The following is a 26,272-nucleotide window of genomic DNA, read 5'->3' as shown; positions in this document are numbered from 1 at the left end:
CCAACAGGATGGTGAGTGATGAATAAGACGAAAGATATAGCCGCATCTCCTCTCTGTTTTGTCTCTCCTTACCCTCAACTGGCAAAGGCTGCCGAGGCGCTGGTCGCGCAGTTGGATTACGCCGTCACTATTCATCAAACGACGCTTAATCGTATCCTGGATGAGCTACCTTTATTAGAGTCCCGTGGGCACCAGGTACTGATTAGTCGTGGCGGATGTGCGGAAATATTAAAAAAGCACAGTAAATTACCGGTAGTCGAAATTAAAATGTCCGGCTACGACATTCTTGATGCGCTTATCCCTTTTAAAGGACAAAAAGGCACTGTCGGTATTGTCGGCTTTTCCAGTGTGATCAAAGGATGCGCGCGCGTAGCGGAACAGTTAAATATTAACTATAAAATTTTTACCTTACAGGGAAATGATAAAGAAACGATTTCTTGCCTGAAGCGGCAATTAGCGTCCACGCCATTAGATTGCATTGTTGGCGATACCGTTTGTCAGGATTATTTTTCACCGCTGGGCTCGCAATTCCGTTTACTTGATTCCAGCCCCGCCTCAATAACCGAAGCTCTGGAAGAAGCCCGCTCATTATATCTGGCTTTTCGCAGCCAATTACTCGAGCGTCATCATCTGCAGCTGATTCTCGATCAGTTTGATAAAGCTGTTATCACGCTTGATGATACCGGCGCGTTACTGCATTACAATAAATATGCGAGCCAACTTTTTAAAATTAACGCCTCCGGTGAGATTTATGACGCATCTTTCCTGAAACAGGTATTGCACCAGGAGCGGCATACATTACGTGAGGGAAAAACCGTCAGCGCGAAAGTCGTCGATACGCCGCAAGGCGCGATGGTAGTTAATCTGTATCCGGTATTTGCGGCCAGACAGTTAAGCCGGGTAGTGTTGACGATGCAAACCGTCTCCAGTTTACAGGGGGCGGAACATCATGTTCGCCGCCAGGAACTGTCTCGCCGCGGCTTGAGCGCCCGCTATCATTTCGACGATCTGCTTACCGAAAACCCGGAAATGCTGCGTCGTCTGGCGATCATTAAAAATTATGCCGGTACGGACGCGACTATCTTAATTAATGGCGAAAGCGGGACGGGAAAAGAGGTGCTGGCGCAAAGTATTCATAATGCCAGCCAACGCGTCAACGGCCCGTTTGTCGCCATTAACTGCGGCGCGATGGCCCCTCAGATTCTGGAGAGCGAACTCTTTGGCTATGTCGCCGGCGCATTTACCGGCGCGTCGCCGAAAGGCAAAATAGGCCTGTTTGAATTAGCGCACCACGGTACCATTTTTCTGGATGAGATTAGCGAGCTGGATAAACCGCTACAGACGCGCTTATTACGGGTATTGCAGGAGCGGCAGATTATGCGGCTGGGCTCAGACCAGATGATACCTGTTGATATTCGCGTGATTGCGGCGACCAATCAGACGTTAACGAAGCTCATTGCGGACGGGACATTTCGCGAAGATCTTTACTATCGGCTTAACGTATTAAAAGTGACCACCATCCCGCTACGCAAACGTCCGGAGGATATCAAAGCCATCGGCCTGTCGCTGCTTACTAGTTTCAGCCAGCATTATAAACGCCCGGCACTAACGTTAACCCCGGCGCTGTGGCAAGAGCTTCAGCGCTTCGCCTGGCCCGGAAACGTCAGGCAGTTAAGCAATATTATCGAACGGCTGGTACTCTCTATTGATCACTCCCCGGCAACGCTGGATGAGGGTCGCCTCTTGCTGGACGATCTGGAAGAGGGGAGCCGACGCGAGCCAACTACCTGCCACGACTGCCAGATGCTGGCTGGCGATTATAAAACGATTCGCCTGCGTATTTTGAGAAAATTATTAGAGGCGGAAAGGGATAATAAATCGTTAGTGGCGAAACGGTTAAATGTCGATCGTACCTCGCTGACGCGCTGGATACGCGAGTCGGCCTGACAAGAATTTACAGACTCTGTGGGCAGCCTTGCAAAGCGTAACGCAAATAACGTCTATTATTATAGGCAGTTAACGATCCAAGAGGTGAAGTGATGAACAAGGTTGCTCAATATTACCGTGAACTGGTGGCCTCATTAAGCGAGCGTTTACGCAATGGCGAGCGCGACATTGATGCGCTGGTGGAGCAGGCGCGCCAGCGCGTGATGCAAACAGGGGAGTTAACGCGAACCGAGGTGGACGAACTGACGCGCGCTGTCAGACGCGATCTGGAAGAGTTCGCCATGAGCTACGAAGAGAGCCAGGACGATAGCGTCTTCTTACGGGTGATTAAAGAGAGTCTCTGGCAGGAATTGGCGGACATTACCGACAAAACCCAGCTGGAATGGCGTGAAGTCTTCCAGGATTTGAATCACCACGGCGTGTATCACAGTGGCGAAGTGGTGGGATTGGGGAATCTGGTGTGCGAGAAATGCCACTATCATCTGGCGGTTTACACGCCGGATGTGTTGCCGCTCTGCCCGAAGTGTGGCCACGATCAGTTCCAGCGCAGGCCGTTTGAGCCGTAAGGTTCATTATCGTGAGCGGACGGTTGCCGTCCGCCATGTTAAGCGTGCAGTTGGGCTTCCAGTTTGCGGATCTCTTCATCGACGTTCCATTTGCCCGTGGGCTGTGCTTTTTTGAACCAGTAGAGCGCTTGTTGTAGGTCTTGTGCGGTACCGTGTCCATCTCTGTACATGCATCCGAGGTTGTACCAGCCCGATGAATTGTTACATTCTGCTGATTTGTGGAACCATTCCAGTGCTAGCGAATAATTTTGCTCGACGCCATGACCGCATTTGTACATCCAGCCGATACTGTTATAGGCATCATCGTCACCCTGGTCTGCCGCTTTTCGAAACCAGTATATTGCCTGCTGGTTATCTTGTTTGATACCTTTTCCGATGTAATAACAATAGCCCATCTGATATTGCGAGTAGCTGCTCTCTTGTAGCGCGCTCTTCTTGTACCAAAGGGCGGCAAGGGATAAATTTTTCCGACATCCTTTCCCATTGCCATACATATACGCCAGTCTTTCCTGGCTGGCGCAATGGCCTTGTAATGCTGCCTGTTTAAACCAGTAGAGTGCCTGTGTATCATTTTGCTCTACGCCAGTTCCTGAATGATACATTCTCCCGAGATTATATTGCGCAAGGTTGTGGCTCTGTTCTGCTCCTTTGCGATACCAGGCAACGGCCTGGGCATAATCTGGCGCCATCCCGGTTTCTCCTTCCTGAACCCAGCCTAATGTGTTGAAAGCGTGGCGGTGTCCTTGCTGTGCGGCTTTTTCTGACCAGAATAAAGCCAGCGTATTATCTTTCATGTCGGTAGGCGTGTCTTTGTATCGTAAGCCGAGCCAATATTGTGCCTCGCAGTGTCCTTGTTCAGCTGCCTGCTGCAACCAATAAAAAGAGAGCTTATCCTCTTCGCTGCCATCTATACGTTCGTCATTATATAAACGGCCTAATATATATTGAGCTTCACTATTTCCTGACTGCGCCAGTTCGGTTAATTGTGCTAAAGATACGTTGTCGCAGGGATGACTGGTTATGGAATGATTCATTTTTTAATTTATCCCGCCATTGTTTTTTAGATTAATAATATATTGCGATTTGGCTTTGTTGTACTCTATTTTAGTTTTCAATTGCGTTTTTATTTGTGGTGTGAATATATTTTGGCGATTTATTATGGATAAAGAATCACAATATTTACTCTTTGCACTTTCCTCGCCGATGGAAGTATTGAACGAGGACTGTTTACCTTCACATTCGTCACCGAAAATGTATTTAGGTGTAAAACGTTTCGATCTTGAATCGTCGTGGGGTATTGAAAATCGCGATGAACTGCTTCAGACCATTTCCCGCAGGACGGATGACGGTCATGCCACACAACTGGAATGGCTATATCGCCGCTGGTTTAGGTATGCGCCGCAGGAGTGGCAGGAGTATACCGACGCGCTGGACGAGGGAGATCGCATTTATGCCCGATTCGTCGCTGATACCGCCGTGTGTTGCGGCGAAGGTGGTATTCGCAGTTGGGATTATGTGCGGATGGGATTTCTCTGCCGCATGGGCGTGCTCAATGAATGGCTGACGGAAGAGGAGAGCCTGTGGCTGCAGTCGCGGATACAGCTTCGCGCGCTCAGCTATTATTCCGGCTGGTTGCCGTACTTCAGCGCTTATTACACCGGGCGTTTGTACTGGCAGTTACGGAATGGCGATAACCTACCGCTGCTACGCGAGACATTCGCCCGTAAGGAGTTTGATGACGCGGGGCGACGTATGATGAATAAACTGATCGCCGGGAAGGACAGTTTTTACGCCACGCTGCCGTGGCGCTACCTGCCCCATTACCCTGAATGCCCGGACACGCTTCAGGAGGTGAGCGATCTATGAAAACCTGTTGGCAAGTCCTTGGCATTGAGGCCACCACGGATACCGACGCCATTCGTCAGGCTTATCTGGCGCTGCTGCCGTCATTTCATCCGGAAACCGATCCGCAGGGTTTTAAGCAATTGCGAGAAGCCTATGAGAATGCATTGCAGGGGACAACATCGCCCGCCATTACGGTGGTTGATGAGGATCCCGATACCCCGTGGGTGAATTATCTCAGGGAGATATTCGGTGATTTGCTGGCGGATGGCGAACGGCGCTTTCAGCCGCAGGCATGGCAGGAGTTTATCCAACAGATCAATAAATTATCGATTTCACAGGTCGAAAAATCGCGCTGGTGGCTGTGCGCTATCGCGATGAAGACCTTTCCTATTTCGTACTCGTGTCTGAAACTGCTGTCAGATCGCCTGGCCTGGGAACAGGGGAGTGATAATCGAGATGTCGATGCCGAGGAGGTGGAGGATCTTTTGTTTGAAATCCGCCGTGGCGACCTGTTTGATTATTCGCTATTGCTGCATTTGCCAGTGGCGGTACAAAACCAGACCATTGCTTTTTATGATGCCCTGGACAACACCTTTTTCGAGCATCCTCTCTATTTCGCCCAACTTATGGCCCAGCACGGCCCGTGGATTATCCCGGACAATCTACGCTTTCAACGACGTCTGTTACGCTGGTTCAGCACCTTGCACTGGGGTATTGCGGAGCTGCTGCCTGTCGCCCTGGCATGGCAGGAAGCCGAACCCGATAACGCAACGCCGGGTTATTACTACTTAGCCCAGCGCGTATTTTGCGGTGAAGGCGATAGCCTGCTGCCAGAACTTTACGCGCAGTGGTGGGCGCATCCTTCTACCCAGCTTGACGATCTGTTGCTGCGCTGGTGCCGTCAGCATCGACCGGACTTTTTCCCGCTGCTGGTGATGGCGGTTGAGGGGCGTGAGCAGGTGGATATTAACGCTGAACAGCTGCTGTATATTCCCGGCTCAAGCGCTCGTTCCTGCTTGCTGTGGGCCGAGGCGCTGCACAGCGGCGCATTATCGCCGCTAAGCGAAAGTTTTATTGCGCGGCGTTTGAATTATGGCGCGCCAGCGGTGAGTGAGGCGCATAGCCAGCATCCATACTGGCTGTTGTATCAGGTGGCGGATAGCCTGGCGTGCGCCGAGGAGCCGTCAGCGGCATTGTTACAGAGTCTGGTAACGAAGCTTGATGCGCCGGATATCTGCCCGTTGGAAGCGCTGGTTATTCGCGGGTTGCTGGGGCGGGCTGCGGCTGTCGCCACACCGTGTGAAGCTGTAGTCGCAGATGAAGAACCGGTGACGACGGTGACTTCGCCGAGTACGGAGGAATCTGGCGGCGGCTTTGGCCTCTGGCAGGTGATTAAAATCATTTTATTTATTGGCGTTGTCGGCCATGTATTACGCCAGTTTATGCATTAGGGATATCGAATATGGACAAGGAAGAACAATATTTACTTTTTGCGCTCTCCACGCCGATGGAGGTGCTATATATCGGCAATGAGCCTTCGCATACCTCTCCAGCAATGTATACCGGAATTCCTGCTGTCGATCTCTCCGATTCATGGGGGATTGATAACCGTGAAGATCTTATTCAAACCATCTATCGGATGACGGACGATGGTCATGCGGCAGATTTGGCTCCCTTTTATATCCGCTGGTTTACGCTATCTCCTCGTCAATGGCGCGAATTTACCGCGCAGTTTGGCGAGCAGGGCCAGATTTATGCGCGATTTGTTGCCGAAACCGCACTATGCTGCGGGCGCGGAGGCATTAAAGCCTGGGACTATGTGCGTATGGGGTTTTTATGCCGGATGGGGGTGTTGAATCAATGGCTGACGGAAGAGGAAAGCCTGTGGCTGCAATCGCGTATCTATGCGCGGGCGTACTATTTTTACGACGGTTGGACGCAATATTTTGCCGCCTATTCGTTGGGTCGGCTGTACTGGCAGGCTAAAGAGGACACCATACAGGCATATTTCGCTCACCTAAAGTACGACGCTTCAGGCGCGCGGATGTTTAATGAACTGGCCTCTACGACAGAGAGTTATTATGCGCAGCTACCGTGGCGTCCGCTCAACGAACAACCGACATGCCCGGAAACGCTTAAAGGAGTGAGCGATTTATGAATATCTGTTGGGAAATCCTGGGCATTGAACCTACCACCGATCTGGAATGTATCCGTCAGGCTTATCTTGCCCTGTTGCCCTCATTCCACCCTGAGAGCGATCCGCAGGGTTTTAAGCGATTGCGCCAGGCCTATGAAGAAGCGCAGCACTGGGCCGCCTCGCCTGCGGAGGACGCAAAAATGGAAGAGGTGGGCGACGAACATGAAATACTGGTGGCGTTCAGGGAATTGCTGGCATCAGAGCGCGATCGCTTTCAGCCCTCGGCATGGCAGAAATTTATTCAGCAATTGAACCAGTGTTCAATGGATGAGATAGATAAGCTGCGCTGGCAGTTGTGCGACATCGCCATGAAAACGGAAACGATCTCGCTGTCTTGCCTGGCATTGTTGGCGCAGCGTCTGAACTGGCAGCCGCAGGAAGCAGAAGATGATGCTGATGGAGAAGAGCTGGAAGCATTTCTGGAGACCGTAAAGCGGGGCGATGCGTTTGATCTGCTAAGTCTGGCCAAATTGCCTCTTGTTGTTCAAGACCAAACTGACGCCTACTTTTTTAAGCTTGAGCATATCTGGCGCTTTTATCCCGAACATTTTGCCGACGCTCTACAGGTTCAGGGCGCCTGGATAATTCCCGATGATAAACAGCTGCATCGTAAACTATTACACTGGTTTAGCGCCGAGCAGTGGGGCATGGCGGAACTGGTCGATATTGCTCGTCGCTGGCAGGCCGCGGAGCCGGATAACGAAGATGCGCACTATTACCTGTGCAAACAGCGTTTGCTCTGCGGTGAAGGGGAAAGCCTGTTGGCCGACCTTTGCGATTTCTGGCAGCGTTATCCCTCCACGCAGGCGGACGACCTGTTGCTGGGCTGGTGCCGCCAGCATCGGCCTGATTTCTTCCCGCTGGCGGTGATGGCGGTCGAAGCGCGCTGTATGGCGGATGCCGAATATGTCCCCGGTGAAAGCGCGCGCACGCGTTTACTGTGGGCCGACATTTTGCACAGCGGTAGGTTATCACCGCTGGGGCGTTCATTTGTTGACTCCCTGTTTTATAAGCGAAAAGCGATGGCGTGGGCAAATTCACGGCTGAGTACCCAGGGGGAACCCGAAACGCCGCTGTTGGATCTGTACCGGACGGCGGAGCAGGTGGTGCTGGAAGCGTTTCCCAAAGAAAAGCCCTTTTTTCGCCTGCTGATCCGGCTGGAGGAGGGGCAATCCTGTCCGCTGGAGGCGCTGATAACGCAGGCATTGTCATCTAAAATCGCCATGAAGCCAGGCGATATTCGTGACAAAAAGGAGCTGGCGGAAGAGCTCAGGCTGGCGGCTGAGAAAGAAGAGACAAAATTGTCTTCTGAAGCGAAAACCGAAGCACCCCGTCAGGCGGAATCTGGCGGGGTGATGAAAATCATGAAGATTGTCGGTTTGATCGCGTTGATTGTCTGCGCGTTAAATCGATTCTTCCATTTTTTCTGAACAGGGGTAGTGAAAGCGCCGTTACGGCGCTTTCGGCTCGTCAATACCCAGATATTCACAGGCGCGACGGCGTACGTCATCGACACGCTGCATATCATTAGACAGCAGGGCCGCGTCGAAATCGGTAATAATCTCCCCCAGCATTTCGCGCTCATCGCCTAACGCGCGTGACCACTGCTCCTCTAACTGTGCTTTAAACGTCCGGTTAATCAGCATATCGCGGGGATAAATTTTCAGCGCCAGCAGCCGCTCGCGGCTGGCGTCGATTTGCTGCGTCGTCAGTGAGGTGGCATTGTGACTGATGATTCTGGATTCACTCTTGCCGTCTTCCAGCAGCACGTCAACTTCCAGCAGACCATTAATATCGTAGCTAAAACGAATATCAATGGCCTGAATGTGCCCGTTCGGCTTCAGCATGACGTCAAAAGAATCAATCAGGATATTATTTTTCACCTTATGGCTTTCGCCCTGGTATACCCTGACGCAAATAGAGTCCTGCTCAGGGTGCATGGTGGAGTACGTTTCCTCTTTTGACACCGGAACGGTGGTATTGCGTTCAATGATGGGCGAGAAAATACCAGGCACTCCCTGTCGGTTGACTTCCACGCCCAGCGAGTAGGGGCAGATATCCGTGAGGATCACCTCTTCAACGTCTTCATGGCGCAGGCGACAGGCGGCCTGAGTTGCGGCGCCAAGCGCCACGATGGTGCTGGGATCGTAACTTTGATAGGGCAATTTACCGAATAAGCGCACCGCGATGCGTTGCACCAGCGGCATCTGTGACGCGCCGCCGACCAGCACCAGGCTGTCAATTTGCTCCGGTTTGAGTCGGGAGTCGCGCAGCGCCTGCTCAATGGGCGTGCGCAGCCGGTTGAGCAACGGTAGCCACAGGGCTTCCAGCTCATCGTCATAAAACGTGCTTTCCAGAACGCTCTCCTGATAAAGCCAGCTCATGCGCAGCGGGGAGCTGCTGGCGCATTTTGCGGCTTCAACACAGGCATACAGCGCAGCCAGATCGCTATCCGTCAGCGCTGATTTATCGAGGTTCCAGCGTTTCAGCACTTCATCAAGCAACAAATGCGTGAAATCTTCGCCGCCGAGGTAGTTATCGCCAGCGGAGGCGTGAACTTCGATAATCGGCGTAGCGTATTCCAGAACGGTCACATCAAAGGTTCCGCCCCCCAGATCGAAAACCAGCGAACGGCTATTTTGCTGCGTATGCAGGCCATAAGCCATTGCCGCCGCCGTGGGTTCATTGATCAAGCGCACGGCGTTTAACCCCGCAAGCTCAGCGGCAAGGCGTGTATGCTTACGCTGCTCATCGCTGAAATAAGCCGGAACCGAGATCACGACATCCTTGATTGGCTGCTGAAGGTAGTCTTCCGCATCTTCTTTCAGCGAGCGTAAAACCAGCGAAGATAATTCCGGCGCATTAAACGACTCTTCACCCAAATGCCAGTGAGTATTACTGCCCATTGCGCGTTTAAATAAGGCAGCGGTTTTATCTGGATGAGATGTTTTACGGGCTGCGGCAGGTTTTCCCACCAGAATTTGTTTATTTTCATCCATACTAATTATGGATGGTGTTAAATATTCACCAAATTTATTAGGTATTAATTGTGCGGCTCCGTCTTGCCAGACGGCGATTAAACTATTAGTGGTGCCGAGATCGATACCAATCGCTAACGTTGCATTATCCATTGCGTTTAATTTATCGGGAAAGAGAGTTTATAGAATAAAGAACACCACCCTCTGGCGTGGTGATCTTTATCAATGTCACGCCTGGCGAAAGTATTCATCCATAATGTTCGTCAACTCCGGGCGCTCGCCGTCATCATTGATGGCGAAATCGAGGAAAAAAGCATCGGCCTGTGGCGTGCGTTTCTGGGCCAGTAAACGAAACGCCAGCGGGTAGTGGCAAGCATAACCGGGTGCGCGAGTCAGAAAACGGACAAAATCAATCAACAAGGGAGAATGGGTATAAAACAGCGCGCGTAACAGTACGGCGGGAAATCCCTCTTCGGTGATCCCTTGCGCCATGATTTTGTTGAGGCCGGCTTCGCTCAAATCGCCTGCGGCAATAATATCTGCGCAGGCCGCAAGATCGGGATAATGCGTTGCGCAGTTAGCCAATGCGTTCGGCCAGTTGACGCGGGTATAACGTTCGTCATGGCGAGTAAAGTAATCCTCCCAAAGGGATGGCGGTAGTTTTTCGTACTGTATTTTCAGGGGGATGCGGCGCTGAAACTGGGCTTCTTCCAGGCGCTCGCCGTCATAAAATCGCAGGCATTGCTGTCGCGTCTCGTAGCATGTCATCGCCACCGGCTGGCTGATGACCCAGGTCTTCACGGGCCGGCCTTCCAGCGCGGCGGCGGTGGCTTTATGGTGACCATCAAGCAGGACGCAAAGCCAGCTGTCATTCATATACCAGGCCAGCGCGTGGCTCTCTGGCTTATCGCGATAATACCCGGCGCGTTGTGGGTTAAATCGCGATGGGGGCTGGCCTGGCAGTAAAAAACAGGGTTCGCCGGACTGGTAGTGATAGTCCACGTCAGCAATCCACTGCCCTGTGGTCGCGGGATTCGGTTGTTTTTCGTTACCCACCGCCCAGAAAAAATGTCCGTTGCCATCTGTGGGATAAAGTTCGCGTTCCTCCAGTCGGTAATAGCCATCGGCAAAGAGTGAAAACAGCGGCGTCAGGGCGGTAAATGCTTCGTTCAACCCGACTCCTGGCTGATTCCACTCGGCAAGTGAGGATAAAAACTCCGCGGCGCCTTCATCATCATTGCTAAAACCGGCATAAACAAATTCTGCGCAGGTCGGGCACCAGGCTTCAGTGTAAAAACGAATCAGCGGCGAGCCATGCCAGGAAAGCGTATGAATACCGGCGTCAGAGTCGGGATCGTGGATAACGCTGGGACGAAGCAATGCTTTTCCGTTACGTACTGAAAACGTAATATGGGCTACATCGTGCTGTAGCAGGCTGATTTCAGGTCTATTGTTACGCCAAAACATCGCTGTTCATCCCTGGATTCTACTTTGCGCTTTATGCGTAGTATTGCAGCCGTTCCGCCAGCAAATCGACAAATCCCTGGCGGTCTACATCGACCATCACCGTCGCATTCGGCTTATTCCCCGTCAGGAAATAATAATCCACCACCGTCATCCCCTGGGTGTATTTCCCCTGGGTTTCCACGCCGACCCAACGCTCAACGGTGGTGAAAATCTCGGGCTTGAGCAGCCAGGCGATGGTGCACGGGTCGTGCAGCGGTGCGCCGACAAATCCCCATTTTTCGTCTTTGTGGTACTCCATAAAGAAGTCCAGCAGTTCGGCGACGATGGTGGAAATCGGGTTACCGATGGCGCGAAAGCGTTCGATATCGGCGGCGTGAATCTGTGCCTTATGAGTGACGTCCAGCCCGGCCATCACCACCGGAATGCCTGACTGGAAGACAATTTCTGCCGCTTCCGGGTCGACGTAAATATTAAATTCCGCAGCGGGCGTCCAGTTACCCAGCGCCATCGCGCCGCCCATGATCACAATGCGGGCGATTTTCGTATGCAGTTCCGGATGGCTATTCAGCAGCAGCGCCACGTTGGTCTGTGGGCCAGTAGAGACGATGGTGACCGGCTGTGAGCTCTCGCGCAGCGTTTTTGCCATCAGCTCAACGGCAGTGCCGCTTTGCGGGGCGAATGACGGCTCGGGCAGCGCCGGGCCGTCGAGGCCGCTTTCGCCGTGAACGTTATCGGCGATAATCAGTTCGCGCATGAGAGGTTTCACCGCGCCGCCCGCCACCGGAATATCCGGGCGTTTGAGCAGTGTCAGCATCCGCAGCACGTTGCGCAGGGTCTTCTCCGGCGTCTGGTTGCCGGCGGAAGAGGTGATCGCTTTCACTTCCAGTTCAGGGGAGGCGAGGGCGAGAACGAGGGCGATCGCGTCATCATGACCCGGATCGCAATCAATAATAATGGGCAGTGCCATTGTGGCTCCTTGTAAGCGGTACTTTGTGACAAGGTTAACGCCCGGCTGGATACGTTTCGAGAAGCGAAGAAGTAAAGCGTGAGATAGCGCGCACTCTGACGTGCGCGCCGGGAAGATTAGTGCAGGATTTTCGCAAGGAAGTCTTTTGCGCGATCGGAACTGGGGTTAGCGAAGAACTCCTCTTTTGGCGAATCTTCGACGATTTTACCTTCATCCATAAAGATCACCCGGTTAGCCACTTTACGGGCAAAGCCCATTTCGTGCGTCACCACCATCATGGTCATCCCTTCGTTCGCCAGCTCGACCATTACGTCCAGTACCTCGTTGATCATTTCCGGATCGAGTGCGGAAGTCGGTTCATCGAATAACATGGCAATGGGGTCCATACACAGCGCGCGGGCGATCGCCACGCGCTGCTGCTGGCCGCCGGAAAGCTGCGCCGGGAACTTGTTGGCATGCGCAGACAGGCCAACGCGCTCCAGCAGCTTCAGGCCTTTATCGCGGGCGGCGGCCTTATCGCGTTTCAGCACTTTCACCTGCGCCAGCGTCAGGTTTTCGATGATCGACAGGTGGGGAAACAGCTCGAAGTGCTGGAATACCATGCCCACGCGGGAACGCAGTTTCGCCAGATCGGTTTTTTTGTCGTTCACAATAATGCCGTTAACGGTAATTTCGCCTTTTTGCACCGGCTCCAGACCATTGACGGTCTTAATCAGCGTGGATTTACCGGAACCCGATGGCCCGCAGACTACCACCACCTCACCTTTTTTCACTTCTGTTGAACAATCGGTCAGCACCTGAAAGTGACCATACCATTTTGAAACATTTTTCAGGGTAATCATTAAACTGTCCTTTTCTTCAAATAGCTGACCAGCAACGACGCGCTCAGGCTGATAACAAAATAAACGGCGCCGGCGAACAGAATCATTTCGACCTGAGTACCGTCACGCTCGCCGATAGTCGACGCGGTGCGGAAGAAGTCCGCCAGGCTGAGTACATAAACTAAAGAGGTGTCCTGAAATAGCACGATGCCCTGCGTAAGCAACAGCGGCACCATCGCCCGAAACGCCTGCGGCAGAATAATGAGCTTCATCGACTGCCAGTGGGTCATCCCCAACGCCAGCGCGGCGCTGGACTGCCCGCGGGAAATACTTTGAATACCGGCGCGAATAATCTCGGAATAGTAGGCCGCTTCAAACATGGAGAATGCCACCATCGCGGAGATCAGGCGGATATCGGTTTTCGGCGATAGTCCCAGCACGTTTTGCAGAAAGCCGGGTACAATCAGATAGAACCACAGCAGCACCATCACCAACGGGATGGAACGGAAAACGTTAACATACGCTTTAGCAAACCAGGCGATAGGGGCAAAGCTTGAGAGGCGCATGACGGCCAGAATGGTTCCCCAGACTATCCCCACGACAACGGCGGTGACGGTGATCTTCAGCGTGATGACCAACCCGGCCAGCAGGTAAGGCAGTGAGGGGATAATCGAACTCCAGTCAAATTCGTACATTATTTGCTCCCCACGTTGCCCGGCAGGCGGACTTTGCGTTCAACCAGGCTCATGACCAGCATGATAACGGCGTTAATCAGCACATAGGCCAGCGTAATGGCGGTGAAGGATTCCCAGGCGTGCGCCGAGTAATCCAACAGTTTGCCTGCCTGCGCCGCCATATCCACCAGGCCGATGGTTGAGGCAATAGCCGAGTTTTTCACCAGGTTCATCATCTCTGACGTCATTGGCGGCACGATAACGCGATAGGCATTCGGCAGCAGGACATAGCGATAAGCCTGCGGCAGCGTTAGCCCCATCGCCAACGCCGCGTTCTTCTGCCCGCGAGGCAGAGACTGAATCGCGGCGCGCACCTGTTCGCAAACGCGGGCGGCGGTAAACAGTCCCAGACAGATCATTGAGGAGAGGAAAAACTGAATATTGGGATCGAGTTCTGCCTTAAACCACATGCCAAGATCTTCCGGCAACAGTTCAGGCACCACCAGGTACCAGGTGAAGAATTGCACGATCAGCGGCACGTTACGGAACAGTTCTACGTACAACGTGCCCAGTCCGGAGAGGAAACGGTTGGGAACGGTACGTAAAATGCCGAAAATAGATCCTACCAGGAAAGCGATAATCCAGGCGGTAATCGAAAGGGCTACGGTGACCTGAAAACCACTCCATAGCCAGCCGAGATAGGTGGTGTTGCCGAAGGGGGCTTCCTGTAAAAAAATACCCCAGTTCCAGTCTATTGACATACATCTACTCCGAAAAAAAAGGGTAGCAGCGCTACCCTCGAAGATTGTTGCCCGGCGATTTGCGGCTTCAGGCCCGATGGGGAACGACCATCAGGCTTATAGTCTGTCCGTGCTGAGCGACAATCGAGAGGACAGGAGTCCCGTCCCATTTAGTTTTAGTTAGTTAAGCGCTTTATCATTCGGTGCTTTGAACAGGGCTTTCATCTCGTCAGACAACTCGAAATTCATGTTCAGGTTTTTCGGTGGGATCGGATTTTTAAACCACTTATCAAACCACTTTTCCGCTTCGCCGGAGGTTTGCGCCTGGGCGATGGTATCGTCCATCAGCTTTTTAAACTCAGGGTCGTTTTTACGCAGCATACAGCCGTAGGCTTCCTGGGACTGCGGTTTACCGACAATCTCCCAGTTATCCGGTTTCTTGGCTTTGGCGCGCTCGCCGGCCAGCAGCGCGTCATCCATCATAAAGGCGACGGCGCGACCGCTTTCCAGGGTGCGGAACGAGTCACCGTGGTCTTTCGCGCTAATAATACGCATCCCCATCTTTTGCTCTTCGTTAAGCTTATGCAGCAGAATTTCAGAGGTCGTCCCGGAGGTGACGACGACCGCTTTGCCTTTCAGATCCGGGAAATCTTTAATATCGCCGCCTTTTTTAGTCAGCAGTCGCGTCCCGACGACGAAAATCGTATCGGAGAAGGCGGCCTGTTTCTGGCGCTCAAGGTTGTTAGTCGTTGAACCACATTCAAAATCGAAGGTTCCGTTTTGCAACAGCGGAATACGGTTTTGCGAGGTGATCGGGATCAGCTTCACCTGCAGATCGGGCTTGTTAAGTTTCTTTTTTACCGCTTCCACAATGGCGTTGGAGTAGTCCTGGGAATAGCCGACCACTTTCTGCTGGTTGTCGTAATAAGAAAAGGGCACAGAAGATTCGCGATGCCCGACGACGATCACGCCATTTTTAGCGATCTTGTCCAGGGTGCTACCAGCGGCAGGCGCGCCATCTTCTGCGTGCGCAAGGCCCGCAGACAGTCCCATGACCAGCATTGCTGTGGTTAGCTTACGTAATTGCATATCCAACTCCTTTATCATCTGCGCCGTCGACGCATTGATAGCTATTGTGATGTTGTTATTGCCTGCAACTTGCGCGTGCAGTGTTATGTGTGTTTGTTAACATTTAGTGTGGCTTGTTGTAAATATTTTGCTGCGATATTGTTTATTTTTGCGAAGTGCGCCGCACCGTTCAGAGGCAAAAATCCTACATTGCACCGTTCAGGTGCTACCGATGATCGATTTTGGTGCGACCAGGTTGCACAAGCAGCCAGAACAGGTTTGCCATGTTTAACAAAGCAATAGACGTGCCAGAATGAGGGAAAAAGGAGGATTTTCAGGCCGGATAAATGAAGCGCTATCCGGCCTGGGGAGAGATTATTTCCGTCGTTGTCGCAGACTCATCACTACCGCGCCAAAAGCAAACAGCGCGGTCAGTACCCATAGCGGCCAGTTGCCGGTACGGGCATAGGGAGTTAACCCCGTGGTTGGCGTGACGTGGGTGGTCAGTACCTGGCGTGTGAACTGCGGGATCATCGCCTGAATTTCGCCCTGCGGGCCAATCACCGCCGTAATACCGTTATTAGTACTGCGCAGCAACGGACGCGCCAGCTCCAGCGAACGCATCCGCGCCATCTGGAAATGTTGCCACGGGCCAATGGACTTACCAAACCAGGCGTCGTTAGAAATCGTCAGCAGATAGTCGGTGTCCGGGCGGAAGTTATCCCGCACCTGTTCGCCAAGAATAATTTCATAACAGATTGCCGCCGTCAGCTTATAGTCGTGCGCATGTAACTGCGGCTGGATATAAGGGCCGCGGCTAAAGGAGGACATGGGCAGATCGAAGAACGGCGCCAGCGGACGCAGGATAGACTCCAGCGGAACGAACTCGCCAAAGGGTACAAGGTGATTTTTATTGTAGCGATTGGGCGAGTCATAACTGTATGGATTATCCTTGCCCAACGTAATAATCGTATTGTAGGTGTCGTATCGATTCTGTTTATTGAGACGCGCATCGACAATACCGGTGATCAGCGTGCTATTTTTTTCGCGTAACATCTCGTCCAGCGAACGAAGGAAGGGCTGCTGATTGATTTCGAGATCCGGAATCGCCGACTCAGGCCAGATAATAATCTGTGATTTGCCTAACTCTGGGCGAGTTTCGTTGAGATAAATTTTTAGCGTATTCAGTAGCTGGTTTTCGTCCCACTTCAGCGACTGCGGAATATCGCCCTGCACCAGCGATACCTGGGTCGCTTTGGTAGGTTCCAGCGTAAACCACTGGATATAACGTAGCGGAAAGGGCAAAGCAAACAGAATCACGGCGACAGCCAGCGGACGCCAGTTCCGCGTCGCCAGTGCCAGCGCTAACAGGCCGCTGACCATCATCAGCAGGAAGTTGATCGCTTCGACGCCCATTACCGGCGCCAGGCCTTTTAGCGGGCCGTCGACCTGACTATAGCCAAATTGCAGCCAGGGGAAGCCGGTCAGCACCCAGCCGCGTAAAAATTCGGTGATTTGCCATATTGCAGGCGCGGCGATAGCGACGCGCAGCCAGTTGGTTTTTGGCCACAGGCGCGACAAAATCCCGGCAAACAGTCCGGTATACAGCGAGAGATAAGCTGCAAGCAGCACCACCAGAAAAACGTTAACCGGGCCCGGCATGCCGCCAAACTGCGCGATACTGACATAAACCCAGTTAATCCCGCTGCCGAAAAGTCCGAGTCCCCAGCAATAGCCGATGGCGGCAGACTGGAGCGGGCGGCGATTAAACGTTAAGGCCTGCAGCCCGATAAGCGACACTATCGCTGCGGGCCAGACGTCATACGGAGAGAAAGCCAGTGTTCCGCAGGCGCCGAATAATAACGCCAGCAGCAGGCGAATACGCTGGCGTTCAATTAACGAGGCAAATGCCATTTTTAGTCCACTATTGCTGTTATTCGTCCAGTTTTGGCTGGGGCGAGTCATCCGGGATCCTGACATGCACCTGAATAATACGACGACTATCGGCCATCGCCACTTTGAACTGGTAACCATCAATGTCAATGGTTTCGCCGCGGGCCGGTAAATGGCCGAACGCCTGCATCACCAGCCCGCCGATGGTATCGACTTCTTCATCGCTGAAGTGGGTGCCGAAAGCGTCATTGAAGTCTTCAATCGACGCCAGCGCGCGAATCGTCCAGGTATGGCGGCTAAGCTGACGGAAGTCGATATCGTCTTCTTCGTCATACTCATCTTCAATTTCACCGACAATCAGTTCGAGGATGTCTTCGATAGTCACAAGGCCGGAAACGCCGCCAAACTCATCGATAACGATGGCCATATGGTAGCGCTGGGAGCGGAATTCCTTGAGCATACGGTCAACCCGTTTGCTTTCCGGTACGACAACCGCGGTGCGTAACACTTTGTCCATGCTGAAGGCTTCGGCATCGCTGCGCATAAACGGCAGCAAATCTTTGGCCATCAGAATCCCTTCAATGTGATCTTTATCTTCGCTGATCACCGGAAAACGCGAGTGGGCGGACTCGATGATAACATCGAGACATTCGTCCAGCGTCTGGTTGCGTTTCAGGGTAATCATCTGGGAGCGCGGGATCATAATATCGCGAACGCGCTGGTCGGCGATGTCCATTACGCCTTCGAGCATATCGCGCGTATCTTCATCGATAAGCTCGTTCTGCCCGGAATCACGGATCAGCGCCAGCAACTCATCACGGTTTTTAGGTTCACCGTGGAAAAGCTGGCTGAGTAGCAGGGAAAAAAATCCCTTTTTACTGTTTACTGTGTCACTACTGTGTGAATTGTCGTCGCTCATGGCGTCGTATGGGTTCTCATGTTAGTTAATACAAAGCTCGTCATGCGTATACTCAGCTGTGACGGCATGTTTTGCCTGATGACGCTACGCTTATCAGGCCTACAAAAGGCATGAATGTAGGCCGGATAAGGCGCAAGCGCCGCCATCCGGCAAGCTACTATTCTGCAATCTTCTCGGCAATGTACGGATCCTCATAGCCCATAGCAAGCATAATCTCCGTTTCGAGAGACTCCATCTCTTCCGCTTCGTCATCGTCGATATGATCGTAACCCAGCAAATGCAGGCTACCGTGTACGACCATGTGCGCCCAGTGCGCCTCCAGTGGCTTGCTCTGTTCTTGCGCTTCCTGCTCCACGACCTGACGGCAAATAATCAGATCGCCCAGTAGCGGCATTTCAATGCCGGGGGGCGCTTCAAACGGGAAGGAGAGAACATTAGTGGGTTTATCTTTCCCGCGGTACGTCAAATTAAGGTCGTGGCTTTCGGCCTCATCCACCAGACGGATTGTGACTTCCGCCTCTTCCTGAAACTGCGGAATAACGCCGTCCAGCCAGCGTTGAAACTGAGCTTCATCCGGCAGGCCCGCGTGGTTTTCACAGGCCAACTGTAAATCGAGGATCACCTGGTTCATTTCTGTTCCTGCTCCTGGGCTTCACGCTTACGCTCTGCCGCCAACGCCGCTTTGCGTTTTTGTTCGGCCTCTTCCCAGGCTTCATAGGCGTTCACAATGCGGGCAACGACCGGATGGCGAACCACGTCTTCGCTGTGGAAGAAGTTAAAGCTGATTTCATCAACTTCCGCCAGCACTTCAATGGCATGACGCAAGCCGGATTTGGTGTTGCGTGGCAGGTCAATCTGCGTCACGTCGCCGGTGATCACCGCTTTCGAGTTAAAGCCGATACGCGTCAGGAACATCTTCATCTGTTCGATAGTGGTGTTCTGGCTTTCATCCAGAATGATAAAGGCGTCGTTTAATGTGCGTCCGCGCATATAGGCCAGCGGCGCGACTTCAATCACATTGCGTTCAATCAGCTTCTCGACTTTTTCAAAGCCGAGCATTTCGAACAGCGCGTCATACAGCGGACGCAGGTACGGGTCCACCTTCTGACTTAAATCGCCTGGCAGAAAGCCGAGTTTTTCGCCCGCTTCCACCGCCGGACGGGTCAGTAGAATACGGCGAATCTCCTGGCGCTCCAGGGCGTCTACCGCAGCGGCGACCGCAAGATACGTTTTACCGGTACCCGCCGGGCCGACGCCAAAGGTAATATCATGATCGAGAATATTGGCGATGTACTGCGCCTGGTTCGGGGTACGCGGTTTAATCACGCCGCGCTTGGTTTTGATATTAATCGCTTTGCCATAGTCAGGCACGCTTTCCGCGCTCTGTTCCAGCACCCGCGCTTCTTTGATCGCCAGATGAATTTGTTCCGGTTCGATATCCTGAGTCTGGCCGCGCATCGGTGCGGTATCGACATACAGACTTCGCAAAATATCTGTCGCCGCGGTCACGCAAATCGGACGACCGGTCAGTTTAAAGTGATTGTCACGGCGGTTGATTTCAATACCGAGACGACGTTCGAGCTGTTTAATATTGTCATCAAACGGCCCGCAAAGGCTCAACAGACGGGCGTTGTCTGCGGGCTCAAGGGTAATTTCGCGAGTGTCTATATTCAAACTGTTCCTCTTGTGTCTGTATCGCCGGACGCTGAACATTTACCGGCATCTAAGGAAATTATTCACGCCATAGGGAAAAGGCGCAAGCATTGCAATGAAGATGGGGATGAAGAGGGAAAATTGCAAGGCCCGTCGGGCGACAGGCCATGACCAGGAAGCCCGACAGGCGTAGCGCCATCGGGCATTATTGCCTTTCCTGCAGGATTAAGGCTGGTAGAATCCTACGCCCAGCTCATTTTCTTTACGGGTACGGGCAATGACGGACTCCGGCGTTTCGGCGACGCGCAGACCCATTTCATCTTCGGTACGCACCACTTTTCCGCGCAGGGAGTTCGGATAGACGTCAGTAATTTCCACATCGACAAACTTACCAATCATCTCCGGCGTGCCTTCAAAGTTCACCACCCGATTGTTTTCGGTACGGCCAGACAGTTCCATAATGTTTTTACGTGACGTGCCTTCCACCAGAATGCGCTGTGTCGTGCCGAGCATACGGCGGCTCCATGCCATCGCCTGCTGATTGATACGCTCTTGCAGAATATACAGACGCTGCTTTTTCTCTTCTTCCGGTACGTCATCAACCATATCGGCAGCCGGCGTTCCCGGACGCGCAGAGAAGATAAAGCTGTAGCTCATATCAAAGTTGACGTCGGCGATAAGCTTCATGGTTTTTTCGAAATCATCGGTAGTTTCGCCTGGGAAACCGACGATAAAGTCAGAGCTTATCTGAATGTCCGGCCGCGCCGCGCGCAGTTTACGGATGATTGCTTTATATTCCAGCGCAGTGTGGGTGCGCCCCATCAGATTCAACACGCGATCGGAACCGCTCTGTACCGGCAGATGCAGGAAACTGACCAGCTCCGGCGTATCGCGGTACACCTCGATAATATCGTCGGTGAACTCAATCGGATGGCTGGTGGTAAAGCGAATACGGTCAATGCCGTCGATGGCGGCAACCAGACGCAGCAGATCGGCAAAGGTGCCGGTGGTGCCGTCGTAGTTTTCTCCGCGCCAGGCGTTAACGTTCTGGCCCAGCAGGTTGACCTCACGCACGCCCTGCGCCGCTAACTGGGCGATTTCGAACAGGATATCGTCTGAGGGACGGCTGACTTCTTCACCGCGGGTATACGGCACCACGCAGTAAGTACAATATTTATTGCAGCCTTCCATGATTGAAACGAAAGCGGTCGGGCCTTCGGCGCGCGGTTCCGGCAAACGATCGAACTTCTCGATTTCCGGGAAGCTGATATCGACCACCGGGCTGCGGTCGCCACGCACGGAGTTAATCATCTCCGGTAGGCGGTGTAAGGTTTGCGGGCCAAAAATAATGTCGACGTAATGGGCGCGTTGACGAATGTGCTCGCCTTCCTGGGAAGCCACGCAGCCGCCGACGCCGATAATCAAATCGGGATTTTTCTCTTTTAACAGTCTCCAGCGACCTAATTGATGGAAGACTTTTTCCTGAGCCTTCTCGCGGATTGAGCAGGTATTCAACAGCAGCACATCCGCCTCTTCCGCCACGTCGGTCAGTTGATAGCCGTGGGTGGCGTCCAGCAGATCGGCCATCTTCGATGAATCGTACTCGTTCATCTGACAGCCCCAGGTTTTAATATGGAGTTTTTTAGTCATCGACTTGCTCTTGCGAAATAGTGGCTGAAAAGCAGGGCGCATAGTGTAATGCTTTGGCGCGGTTGTGACCAGTATGACTGACGTCAGCCCTAATGGGTAAAAAATCCTGTAAACTTGTCTAAAACGTAACAGGATGAATGACCATGACAAATCAACCAACGGAAATTGCCATTGTCGGCGGGGGAATGGTCGGCGGCGCGCTGGCGCTGGGTCTGGCGCAGCAAGGGTTTACGGTGATGGTAATAGAACATGCCGCGCCTGCGCCGTTTGTGGCTGACAGCCAGCCTGACGTGCGGATTTCGGCCATTAGCGCGGCATCCGTGGCGCTGCTCAAGGGACTGGGCGTTTGGGAGGCGGTGCAGGGGATGCGTAGCCATCCTTATCGGCGACTGGAGACCTGGGAGTGGGAAAACGCCCATGTGGTGTTCGACGCCGCTGAACTCAAGCTGCCGCTGTTAGGCTATATGGTAGAGAACAACGTCCTGCAACAGGCGCTGTGGCAGGCGCTGGAAGCGCACCCCGGCGTGACGCTGCGCGTTCCGGCTTCACTGGCGGCATTGCACCGCCGCCACGATGGTTATGCGCTGGAACTGGCCGACGGCGAATGGGTAACGCCGAAGTTAGTGATTGGCGCCGACGGCGCGAATTCGCAGGTTCGGCAAATGGCGGGAATTGGCATTCATGCCTGGCAATATGCGCAGTCGTGTATGCTTATCACCGTTAAGTGTGAAAATGCGCCAGGCGACAGCACCTGGCAGCAGTTTACGCCAACGGGGCCGCGCGCCTTTTTGCCGCTGTTCGACGATTGGGCGTCGCTGGTGTGGTATGACGCTCCGGCACGTATTCGCCAGCTACAGAGTTTATCGATGACGCAATTGCAGGTGGAAATTAACCAGCACTTTCCGGCGCGTCTGGGGGCGGTGATGCCTGTCGCGGCGGGCGCGTTTCCGCTAACCCGTCGTCACGCGTTGCAGTATGTACAACCGGGGCTGGCGCTGGTAGGCGACGCGGCGCATACCATTCATCCGCTGGCCGGGCAGGGCGTCAACCTGGGGTATCGGGATGTTGATGCGTTGATTGATGTGCTGGCGAGTGCCCGTAGCTATGGCGAGTCCTGGGCCAGCCATTCGGTGTTGAAACGCTATCAGACGCGGCGCATGGCAGATAATTTTATGATGCAAAGTGGAATGGATCTGTTCTATGCCGGGTTCAGCAATGAACTGCCGCCGCTGCGTATTTTACGCAATATGGGGCTGATGGCGGCGCAGCGCGCAGGCGTGCTAAAACGTCAGGCGCTGAAGTATGCGTTGGGATTGTAACCCGCTGAATGCCTTACCCGGTTTGTAAAAACGCTCAATTGCAGGTCGGGTAAGCGTATTGACATCTTACTTTACTGCAAATAAAGCACATAAACCTAATTTCCCTTTGAAATCAATTTCATACCAAGGTGATGCCATTTCAATTGTGCATACGTTGTATTGGCAACGTACTACTTTATGTAGCATCAGTAATGTGGAACCCATTGATTTTACAAGAATCGCCAGAGTGATTAATGCGGCGAGAATCCGATACCACGTCAGTGTTGCATGTTGGACATCAAACCACAGAATATAAAAAGTGATGATGTGAAGAATGACTTTGCTGGACAGGGCGCGAATATAGAATCCACGCAGCGCCGTTTTCGAGGAAAACGCGACATTAATCAGCGCGCTTTGTTTTTCTTGCACAGGGATCCCTGGCAGATACACTATCCATTCCGCACTATTCTGGCGCAACATGACGGCCTTTTTCTGGTGCAGTATATGTAGCCTCATTGACACTGCCACGGGGTAAACCAGACCCAAAATAATCAACCAGGCGGCGCTGGCCGTGATATCAATGAAGGTGAAAGCGCAGAGCAAGACGACCATAAAAAATGTTAATGGCCGCAAAAAGAGATACCAACAAAACTGGTAATTCATTGTGAGGTTACCGAACGCTCCCTGTAAGGCTTTATCATAGCGTTTTACTGATAGCAGGGCATTAAGGGGGAAACCTCTTTCGGAATTTATAAACGCAGAAAAGCAAAAAGCTCGCCGAAGCGAGCTTTTTAAAGGTGGCTGGGGTACGAGGATTCGAACCTCGGAATGCCGGAATCAGAATCCGGTGCCTTACCGCTTGGCGATACCCCAATTGTCGTACTTCTTGCGCTCATTAGCAGAGCGTCTTTAAAACTGGCTGGGGTACGAGGATTCGAACCTCGGAATGCCGGAATCAGAATCCGGTGCCTTACCGCTTGGCGATACCCCAACAAATTATTTTCGAACCGGTCGAATACTTCGACGCGTTCTGAATATGGTGGCTACGACGGGATTCGAACCTGTGACCCCATCATTATGAGTGATGTGCTCTAACCAACTGAGCTACGTAGCCAGATGATTTCTTCGATGGCTGGGGTACCTGGATTCGAACCAGGGAATGCCGGTATCAAAAACCGGTGCCTTACCGCTTGGCGATACCCCAATACCGTCGCGGTGAACCGCAAACTCGAAGAAATATGGCTGGGGTACCTGGATTCGAACCAGGGAATGCCGGTATCAAAAACCGGTGCCTTACCGCTTGGCGATACCCCATCCGTACAACGCTTATCGGTGAATGGTGCGGGAGGCGAGACTTGAACTCGCACACCTTGCGGCGCCAGAACCTAAATCTGGTGCGTCTACCAATTTCGCCACTCCCGCAAAAAAGATGGTGGCTACGACGGGATTCGAACCTGTGACCCCATCATTATGAGTGATGTGCTCTAACCAACTGAGCTACGTAGCCATCTTTTTTCGCGTTACCTTATCGGCGTTGCGGGGCGCATTATGCGTATTGAGCCTTGAAGCGTCAACCTCTTTTTCATCGAAAAACGTCGGAAAGTGTCTGTTTGGTTAGGTTGCGAACAGCGTGGCGCAATATTCGGCAATTATTGGTTATTAATCGTTTTTCCGAAAGTGGTTTGCTATAAAAAAAGAGCCACTAAGGGCTCTTTCGTCATCGTTAATTTACTGGTACGCCGACTGATGCACGCCGACCGCGCGGCCTGACGGGTCATCCATCGTTTTGAATGCTTCATCCCACTCAATGGCTTTGGCGGAAGAACAGGCCACGGACGGGCCGCCGGGTACGCATTCCGCCGCGCTCGGCACCGGGAACAATTCTTCAAAAATTTCCCGGTACAAGTACGCCTCTTTAGACGACGGCGTGTTGTATGGAAAGCGGAAGCGGGCGGTTTCCAGTTGTTGATCGGAAATCTGTTTCGCCGCCACTTCTTTCAGCGTATCGATCCAGCTGTAGCCTACGCCGTCAGAGAACTGCTCTTTCTGACGCCACGCGACGCTTGCTGGCAGATAAGACTCGAAACACTCGCGCAGCACGTGTTTTTCCATCTTGCCGTTACCGCACATCTTATCCTGTGGGTTGATACGCATCGCCACATCGAGGAATTTTTTATCCAGGAACGGTACGCGCGCTTCCACGCCCCAGGCGGACATCGCTTTGTTGGCGCGGGCGCAGTCATACATATGCAGCGCCTGTAGCTTACGGACCGTCTCTTCATGTAACTCTTTGGCGTTCGGCGCTTTATGGAAGTACAGGTAGCCGCCAAACACCTCATCGGAACCTTCGCCGGAGAGCACCATTTTGATGCCCATCGCTTTGATCTTACGCGACATCAGATACATTGGCGTTGAGGCGCGGATAGTGGTCACGTCATAGGTTTCAATGTGATAGATAACATCACGAATGGCATCAAGGCCTTCCTGCACGGTGAAGTGAATTTCATGGTGCACGGTGCCGAGGTGGTTAGCCACTTCCTGGGCCGCCTTCAGGTCAGGCGAACCTTCCAGACCGACCGCAAAAGAGTGCAACTGTGGCCACCAGGCTTCGGAGCGCTCCTGATCTTCGACGCGACGGGCGGCGAATTTTTTGGTGATTGCCGAAATAACCGACGAGTCCAGACCGCCGGAGAGCAGCACGCCATAGGGCACGTCGGACATCAGGTGGCTTTTCACGGATTCTTCCAGCGCCTGGCGCAGCGCGTTTTTGTCGGTGACGTTGTCTTTTACCGCATCGTAATCGAACCAGTCGCGCTGATAGTACTGACGAATTTCGCCGTCTTTGCTCCACAGGTAGCTGCCCGCCGGGAACTCTTTAATGGTGCGGCAGACCGGGGTCAGCGCTTTCATTTCTGACGCTACGTAGAAGTTGCCGAATTCGTCATAGCCCATGTAGAGCGGAATAATACCGATATGGTCACGACCAATCAGATAAGCGTCTTTTTCGCTGTCATACAGGGCGAAGGCGAACATCCCCTGTAAATCGTCAAGGAAATCCGGCCCTTTTTCCTGATATAGCGCGAGAATAACTTCGCAGTCGGAGCCTGTCTGGAACGCGTAACGATCGCCATACTCCGCGCGTAACGTTTGATGGTTATAAATTTCACCGTTCACCGCCAGCACGTGGGTTTTTCTGGCGTTATACAGGGGCTGGGCGCCGGCGTTAACATCAACAATCGACAAACGTTCATGTGCGAGAATCGCGTTATCGCAAGCGTAGATGCCGGACCAGTCCGGGCCGCGATGGCGCATCAGGCGTGACAGTTCAAGGGCTTTTTTACGCAGTTCCGCTGCATCTGTTTTGATATCGAATACGCCGAAAATAGAACACATAGCCTTCTCCGTTAATCTGTTGCGTCGTACTTTTTGTGTTTTTGCTTGACTAAAAAATGCCGCAAAGGCGTGGAAGGCGCAAGGGGATTACGGTCTGAAAAATGAAAAATGCAATCGTCATTGTTGATTAGTGAAAAATGATTACGTATTGCGCGGATTTATTGATGGATCTTCAGTTTTATCGTGGTTTAATTGA

22 protein-coding genes and 7 tRNA genes are annotated in these 26,272 nt (G+C 52.8%); 7 read left to right on the top strand and 22 right to left on the bottom strand.

Annotation, left to right across the window (positions count from 1 at the left end; translation table 11 throughout):
- Positions 1-18 precede the first annotated feature (18 nt).
- The gene (locus QEN31_RS16215; RefSeq protein ID WP_001044182.1) at positions 19-1,947 is read left to right on the top strand and encodes a sigma-54 interaction domain-containing protein; all 1,929 of its coding nucleotides are present in this window, start codon (positions 19-21) and stop codon (positions 1,945-1,947) included.
- 92 nt (positions 1,948-2,039) lie between these two features.
- Entirely contained in the window at positions 2,040-2,513 is a 474-nt protein-coding gene (locus tag QEN31_RS16210; RefSeq protein ID WP_001044884.1) for a zinc ribbon-containing protein, read from the top strand.
- A 38-nt stretch (positions 2,514-2,551) separates the two neighbouring features.
- On the opposite strand, the gene QEN31_RS16205 is transcribed toward QEN31_RS16210, so the two are convergent.
- Positions 2,552-3,547, bottom strand: a complete 996-nt coding sequence (locus QEN31_RS16205) for a tetratricopeptide repeat protein (protein ID WP_099949695.1) — start codon at positions 3,545-3,547, stop codon at positions 2,552-2,554.
- Between the two features lie 124 nt (positions 3,548-3,671).
- On the opposite strand from QEN31_RS16205, the gene QEN31_RS16200 reads away from it, so the two are divergent.
- From QEN31_RS16200 to QEN31_RS16185, 4 genes are read left to right on the top strand one after another with little or no spacing between them, the layout of a single operon-like run.
- Positions 3,672-4,379, top strand: a complete 708-nt coding sequence (locus QEN31_RS16200) for a DUF1266 domain-containing protein (protein ID WP_001669181.1) — start codon at positions 3,672-3,674, stop codon at positions 4,377-4,379.
- Positions 4,376-5,809: a J domain-containing protein gene (locus QEN31_RS16195; protein ID WP_000845203.1), complete on the top strand. Its 1,434-nt coding sequence runs from the start codon at positions 4,376-4,378 to the stop codon at positions 5,807-5,809. Before QEN31_RS16200 ends, QEN31_RS16195 begins: the two co-directional genes overlap by 4 nt.
- A gap of 11 nt (positions 5,810-5,820) precedes the next feature.
- A complete protein-coding gene (locus tag QEN31_RS16190) occupies positions 5,821-6,516 on the top strand; it encodes a DUF1266 domain-containing protein (RefSeq protein ID WP_099949694.1) in 696 nt (231 codons plus the stop codon).
- On the top strand, positions 6,513-7,985 hold the full coding sequence (locus tag QEN31_RS16185) for a J domain-containing protein (protein WP_001017750.1): 1,473 nt from the start codon (positions 6,513-6,515) through the stop codon (positions 7,983-7,985). Before QEN31_RS16190 ends, QEN31_RS16185 begins: the two co-directional genes overlap by 4 nt.
- 21 nt (positions 7,986-8,006) lie before the next feature.
- On the opposite strand, the gene hscC is transcribed toward QEN31_RS16185, so the two are convergent.
- The 12 genes from hscC to miaB form a co-directional block, all read right to left on the bottom strand.
- Positions 8,007-9,686, bottom strand: a complete 1,680-nt coding sequence (hscC, locus tag QEN31_RS16180) for a molecular chaperone HscC (RefSeq protein ID WP_099949693.1) — start codon at positions 9,684-9,686, stop codon at positions 8,007-8,009.
- 75 nt (positions 9,687-9,761) lie between these two features.
- Positions 9,762-11,000, bottom strand: coding sequence for a hypothetical protein (locus tag QEN31_RS16175; RefSeq protein WP_000498891.1), 1,239 nt, complete (start codon positions 10,998-11,000; stop codon positions 9,762-9,764).
- Positions 11,001-11,031: 31 nt separating this feature from the next.
- A complete protein-coding gene (gene rihA / locus QEN31_RS16170; RefSeq protein ID WP_001207428.1) occupies positions 11,032-11,967 on the bottom strand; it encodes a pyrimidine-specific ribonucleoside hydrolase RihA in 936 nt (311 codons plus the stop codon).
- A 116-nt stretch (positions 11,968-12,083) separates the two neighbouring features.
- Positions 12,084-12,809 (bottom strand): glutamate/aspartate ABC transporter ATP-binding protein GltL, encoded by a 726-nt coding sequence (gene gltL / locus QEN31_RS16165; RefSeq protein ID WP_000631369.1) that lies wholly within the window; start codon positions 12,807-12,809, stop codon positions 12,084-12,086.
- Complete coding sequence (gene gltK, locus QEN31_RS16160; protein WP_000272799.1) at positions 12,809-13,483, bottom strand: glutamate/aspartate ABC transporter permease GltK; 675 nt, start codon at positions 13,481-13,483, stop codon at positions 12,809-12,811. Before gltK ends, gltL begins: the two co-directional genes overlap by 1 nt.
- Positions 13,483-14,223 carry a glutamate/aspartate ABC transporter permease GltJ gene (gene gltJ / locus QEN31_RS16155; RefSeq protein WP_000020930.1) on the bottom strand — a complete coding sequence of 247 codons (741 nt, stop codon included), beginning with the start codon at positions 14,221-14,223 and terminating at the stop codon, positions 13,483-13,485. Before gltJ ends, gltK begins: the two co-directional genes overlap by 1 nt.
- A 159-nt stretch (positions 14,224-14,382) precedes the next feature.
- Entirely contained in the window at positions 14,383-15,291 is a 909-nt protein-coding gene (locus QEN31_RS16150) for an amino acid ABC transporter substrate-binding protein (protein ID WP_001518176.1), read from the bottom strand.
- A gap of 354 nt (positions 15,292-15,645) precedes the next feature.
- Positions 15,646-17,184 carry an apolipoprotein N-acyltransferase gene (gene lnt, locus QEN31_RS16145; RefSeq protein ID WP_001574036.1) on the bottom strand — a complete coding sequence of 513 codons (1,539 nt, stop codon included), beginning with the start codon at positions 17,182-17,184 and terminating at the stop codon, positions 15,646-15,648.
- Between the two features lie 19 nt (positions 17,185-17,203).
- Positions 17,204-18,082, bottom strand: coding sequence for a CNNM family magnesium/cobalt transport protein CorC (gene corC / locus QEN31_RS16140; RefSeq protein ID WP_001278615.1), 879 nt, complete (start codon positions 18,080-18,082; stop codon positions 17,204-17,206).
- A 157-nt stretch (positions 18,083-18,239) separates the two neighbouring features.
- The gene (gene ybeY, locus QEN31_RS16135; RefSeq protein ID WP_001077547.1) at positions 18,240-18,713 is read right to left on the bottom strand and encodes an rRNA maturation RNase YbeY; all 474 of its coding nucleotides are present in this window, start codon (positions 18,711-18,713) and stop codon (positions 18,240-18,242) included.
- Positions 18,710-19,756: a PhoH family protein gene (locus QEN31_RS16130; protein WP_001018045.1), complete on the bottom strand. Its 1,047-nt coding sequence runs from the start codon at positions 19,754-19,756 to the stop codon at positions 18,710-18,712. Before QEN31_RS16130 ends, ybeY begins: the two co-directional genes overlap by 4 nt.
- Before the next feature lie 204 nt (positions 19,757-19,960).
- Complete coding sequence (miaB, locus tag QEN31_RS16125; RefSeq protein WP_001519200.1) at positions 19,961-21,385, bottom strand: tRNA (N6-isopentenyl adenosine(37)-C2)-methylthiotransferase MiaB; 1,425 nt, start codon at positions 21,383-21,385, stop codon at positions 19,961-19,963.
- Between the two features lie 143 nt (positions 21,386-21,528).
- Here miaB and ubiF point away from each other — a divergent pair, with 143 nt between their 5' ends.
- Positions 21,529-22,704 (top strand): 3-demethoxyubiquinol 3-hydroxylase, encoded by a 1,176-nt coding sequence (gene ubiF / locus QEN31_RS16120; RefSeq protein ID WP_000184627.1) that lies wholly within the window; start codon positions 21,529-21,531, stop codon positions 22,702-22,704.
- Positions 22,705-22,770: 66 nt separating this feature from the next.
- On the opposite strand, the gene QEN31_RS16115 is transcribed toward ubiF, so the two are convergent.
- The 9 genes from QEN31_RS16115 to asnB all read right to left on the bottom strand — a co-directional run bounded on the left by QEN31_RS16115 (position 22,771) and on the right by asnB (position 26,076).
- A complete protein-coding gene (locus QEN31_RS16115; RefSeq protein ID WP_023228311.1) occupies positions 22,771-23,346 on the bottom strand; it encodes a hypothetical protein in 576 nt (191 codons plus the stop codon).
- A 135-nt stretch (positions 23,347-23,481) separates the two neighbouring features.
- Positions 23,482-23,556 (bottom strand) — tRNA-Gln (locus QEN31_RS16110).
- A gap of 43 nt (positions 23,557-23,599) precedes the next feature.
- Positions 23,600-23,674: transfer RNA gene (locus QEN31_RS16105), tRNA-Gln, on the bottom strand.
- A gap of 46 nt (positions 23,675-23,720) precedes the next feature.
- Positions 23,721-23,797: transfer RNA gene (locus tag QEN31_RS16100), tRNA-Met, on the bottom strand.
- Between the two features lie 15 nt (positions 23,798-23,812).
- Positions 23,813-23,887: transfer RNA gene (locus tag QEN31_RS16095), tRNA-Gln, on the bottom strand.
- 35 nt (positions 23,888-23,922) lie between these two features.
- Positions 23,923-23,997 (bottom strand) — tRNA-Gln (locus QEN31_RS16090).
- Between the two features lie 23 nt (positions 23,998-24,020).
- Positions 24,021-24,105: transfer RNA gene (locus QEN31_RS16085), tRNA-Leu, on the bottom strand.
- Positions 24,106-24,113: 8 nt separating this feature from the next.
- Positions 24,114-24,190 (bottom strand) — tRNA-Met (locus QEN31_RS16080).
- Positions 24,191-24,411: 221 nt separating this feature from the next.
- Positions 24,412-26,076 carry an asparagine synthase B gene (gene asnB, locus QEN31_RS16075; RefSeq protein ID WP_000337034.1) on the bottom strand — a complete coding sequence of 555 codons (1,665 nt, stop codon included), beginning with the start codon at positions 26,074-26,076 and terminating at the stop codon, positions 24,412-24,414.
- Between the last annotated feature and the right edge of the window lie 196 nt (positions 26,077-26,272).

Origin of the sequence: Salmonella sp. SA15303, assembly GCF_029962125.1 — a bacterium.
In the GTDB taxonomy this organism is placed as follows: domain Bacteria; phylum Pseudomonadota; class Gammaproteobacteria; order Enterobacterales; family Enterobacteriaceae; genus Salmonella; species Salmonella enterica.
This window is presented reverse-complemented; position numbering and strand designations above follow the sequence as displayed.

What these genes read in the sequence shown, in the direction of transcription:
- gltJ (WP_000020930.1), bottom strand. Translation starts at nt 14,223, where the DNA reads ATGTCAATAGACTGGAACTGGGGTATTTTTTTACAGGAAGCCCCCTTC.
- miaB (WP_001519200.1), bottom strand. Translation starts at nt 21,385, where the DNA reads ATGACTAAAAAACTCCATATTAAAACCTGGGGCTGTCAGATGAACGAG.
- QEN31_RS16175 (WP_000498891.1), bottom strand. Translation starts at nt 11,000, where the DNA reads ATGTTTTGGCGTAACAATAGACCTGAAATCAGCCTGCTACAGCACGAT.
- QEN31_RS16150 (WP_001518176.1), bottom strand. Translation starts at nt 15,291, where the DNA reads ATGCAATTACGTAAGCTAACCACAGCAATGCTGGTCATGGGACTGTCT.
- ybeY (WP_001077547.1), bottom strand. Translation starts at nt 18,713, where the DNA reads ATGAACCAGGTGATCCTCGATTTACAGTTGGCCTGTGAAAACCACGCG.
- gltK (WP_000272799.1), bottom strand. Translation starts at nt 13,483, where the DNA reads ATGTACGAATTTGACTGGAGTTCGATTATCCCCTCACTGCCTTACCTG.
- gltL (WP_000631369.1), bottom strand. Translation starts at nt 12,809, where the DNA reads ATGATTACCCTGAAAAATGTTTCAAAATGGTATGGTCACTTTCAGGTG.
- QEN31_RS16200 (WP_001669181.1), top strand. Translation starts at nt 3,672, where the DNA reads ATGGATAAAGAATCACAATATTTACTCTTTGCACTTTCCTCGCCGATG.
- QEN31_RS16210 (WP_001044884.1), top strand. Translation starts at nt 2,040, where the DNA reads ATGAACAAGGTTGCTCAATATTACCGTGAACTGGTGGCCTCATTAAGC.
- rihA (WP_001207428.1), bottom strand. Translation starts at nt 11,967, where the DNA reads ATGGCACTGCCCATTATTATTGATTGCGATCCGGGTCATGATGACGCG.
- asnB (WP_000337034.1), bottom strand. Translation starts at nt 26,076, where the DNA reads ATGTGTTCTATTTTCGGCGTATTCGATATCAAAACAGATGCAGCGGAA.
- corC (WP_001278615.1), bottom strand. Translation starts at nt 18,082, where the DNA reads ATGAGCGACGACAATTCACACAGTAGTGACACAGTAAACAGTAAAAAG.
- QEN31_RS16190 (WP_099949694.1), top strand. Translation starts at nt 5,821, where the DNA reads ATGGACAAGGAAGAACAATATTTACTTTTTGCGCTCTCCACGCCGATG.
- lnt (WP_001574036.1), bottom strand. Translation starts at nt 17,184, where the DNA reads ATGGCATTTGCCTCGTTAATTGAACGCCAGCGTATTCGCCTGCTGCTG.
- QEN31_RS16215 (WP_001044182.1), top strand. Translation starts at nt 19, where the DNA reads ATGAATAAGACGAAAGATATAGCCGCATCTCCTCTCTGTTTTGTCTCT.
- QEN31_RS16195 (WP_000845203.1), top strand. Translation starts at nt 4,376, where the DNA reads ATGAAAACCTGTTGGCAAGTCCTTGGCATTGAGGCCACCACGGATACC.
- QEN31_RS16205 (WP_099949695.1), bottom strand. Translation starts at nt 3,547, where the DNA reads ATGAATCATTCCATAACCAGTCATCCCTGCGACAACGTATCTTTAGCA.
- QEN31_RS16185 (WP_001017750.1), top strand. Translation starts at nt 6,513, where the DNA reads ATGAATATCTGTTGGGAAATCCTGGGCATTGAACCTACCACCGATCTG.
- ubiF (WP_000184627.1), top strand. Translation starts at nt 21,529, where the DNA reads ATGACAAATCAACCAACGGAAATTGCCATTGTCGGCGGGGGAATGGTC.
- QEN31_RS16115 (WP_023228311.1), bottom strand. Translation starts at nt 23,346, where the DNA reads ATGAATTACCAGTTTTGTTGGTATCTCTTTTTGCGGCCATTAACATTT.
- hscC (WP_099949693.1), bottom strand. Translation starts at nt 9,686, where the DNA reads ATGGATAATGCAACGTTAGCGATTGGTATCGATCTCGGCACCACTAAT.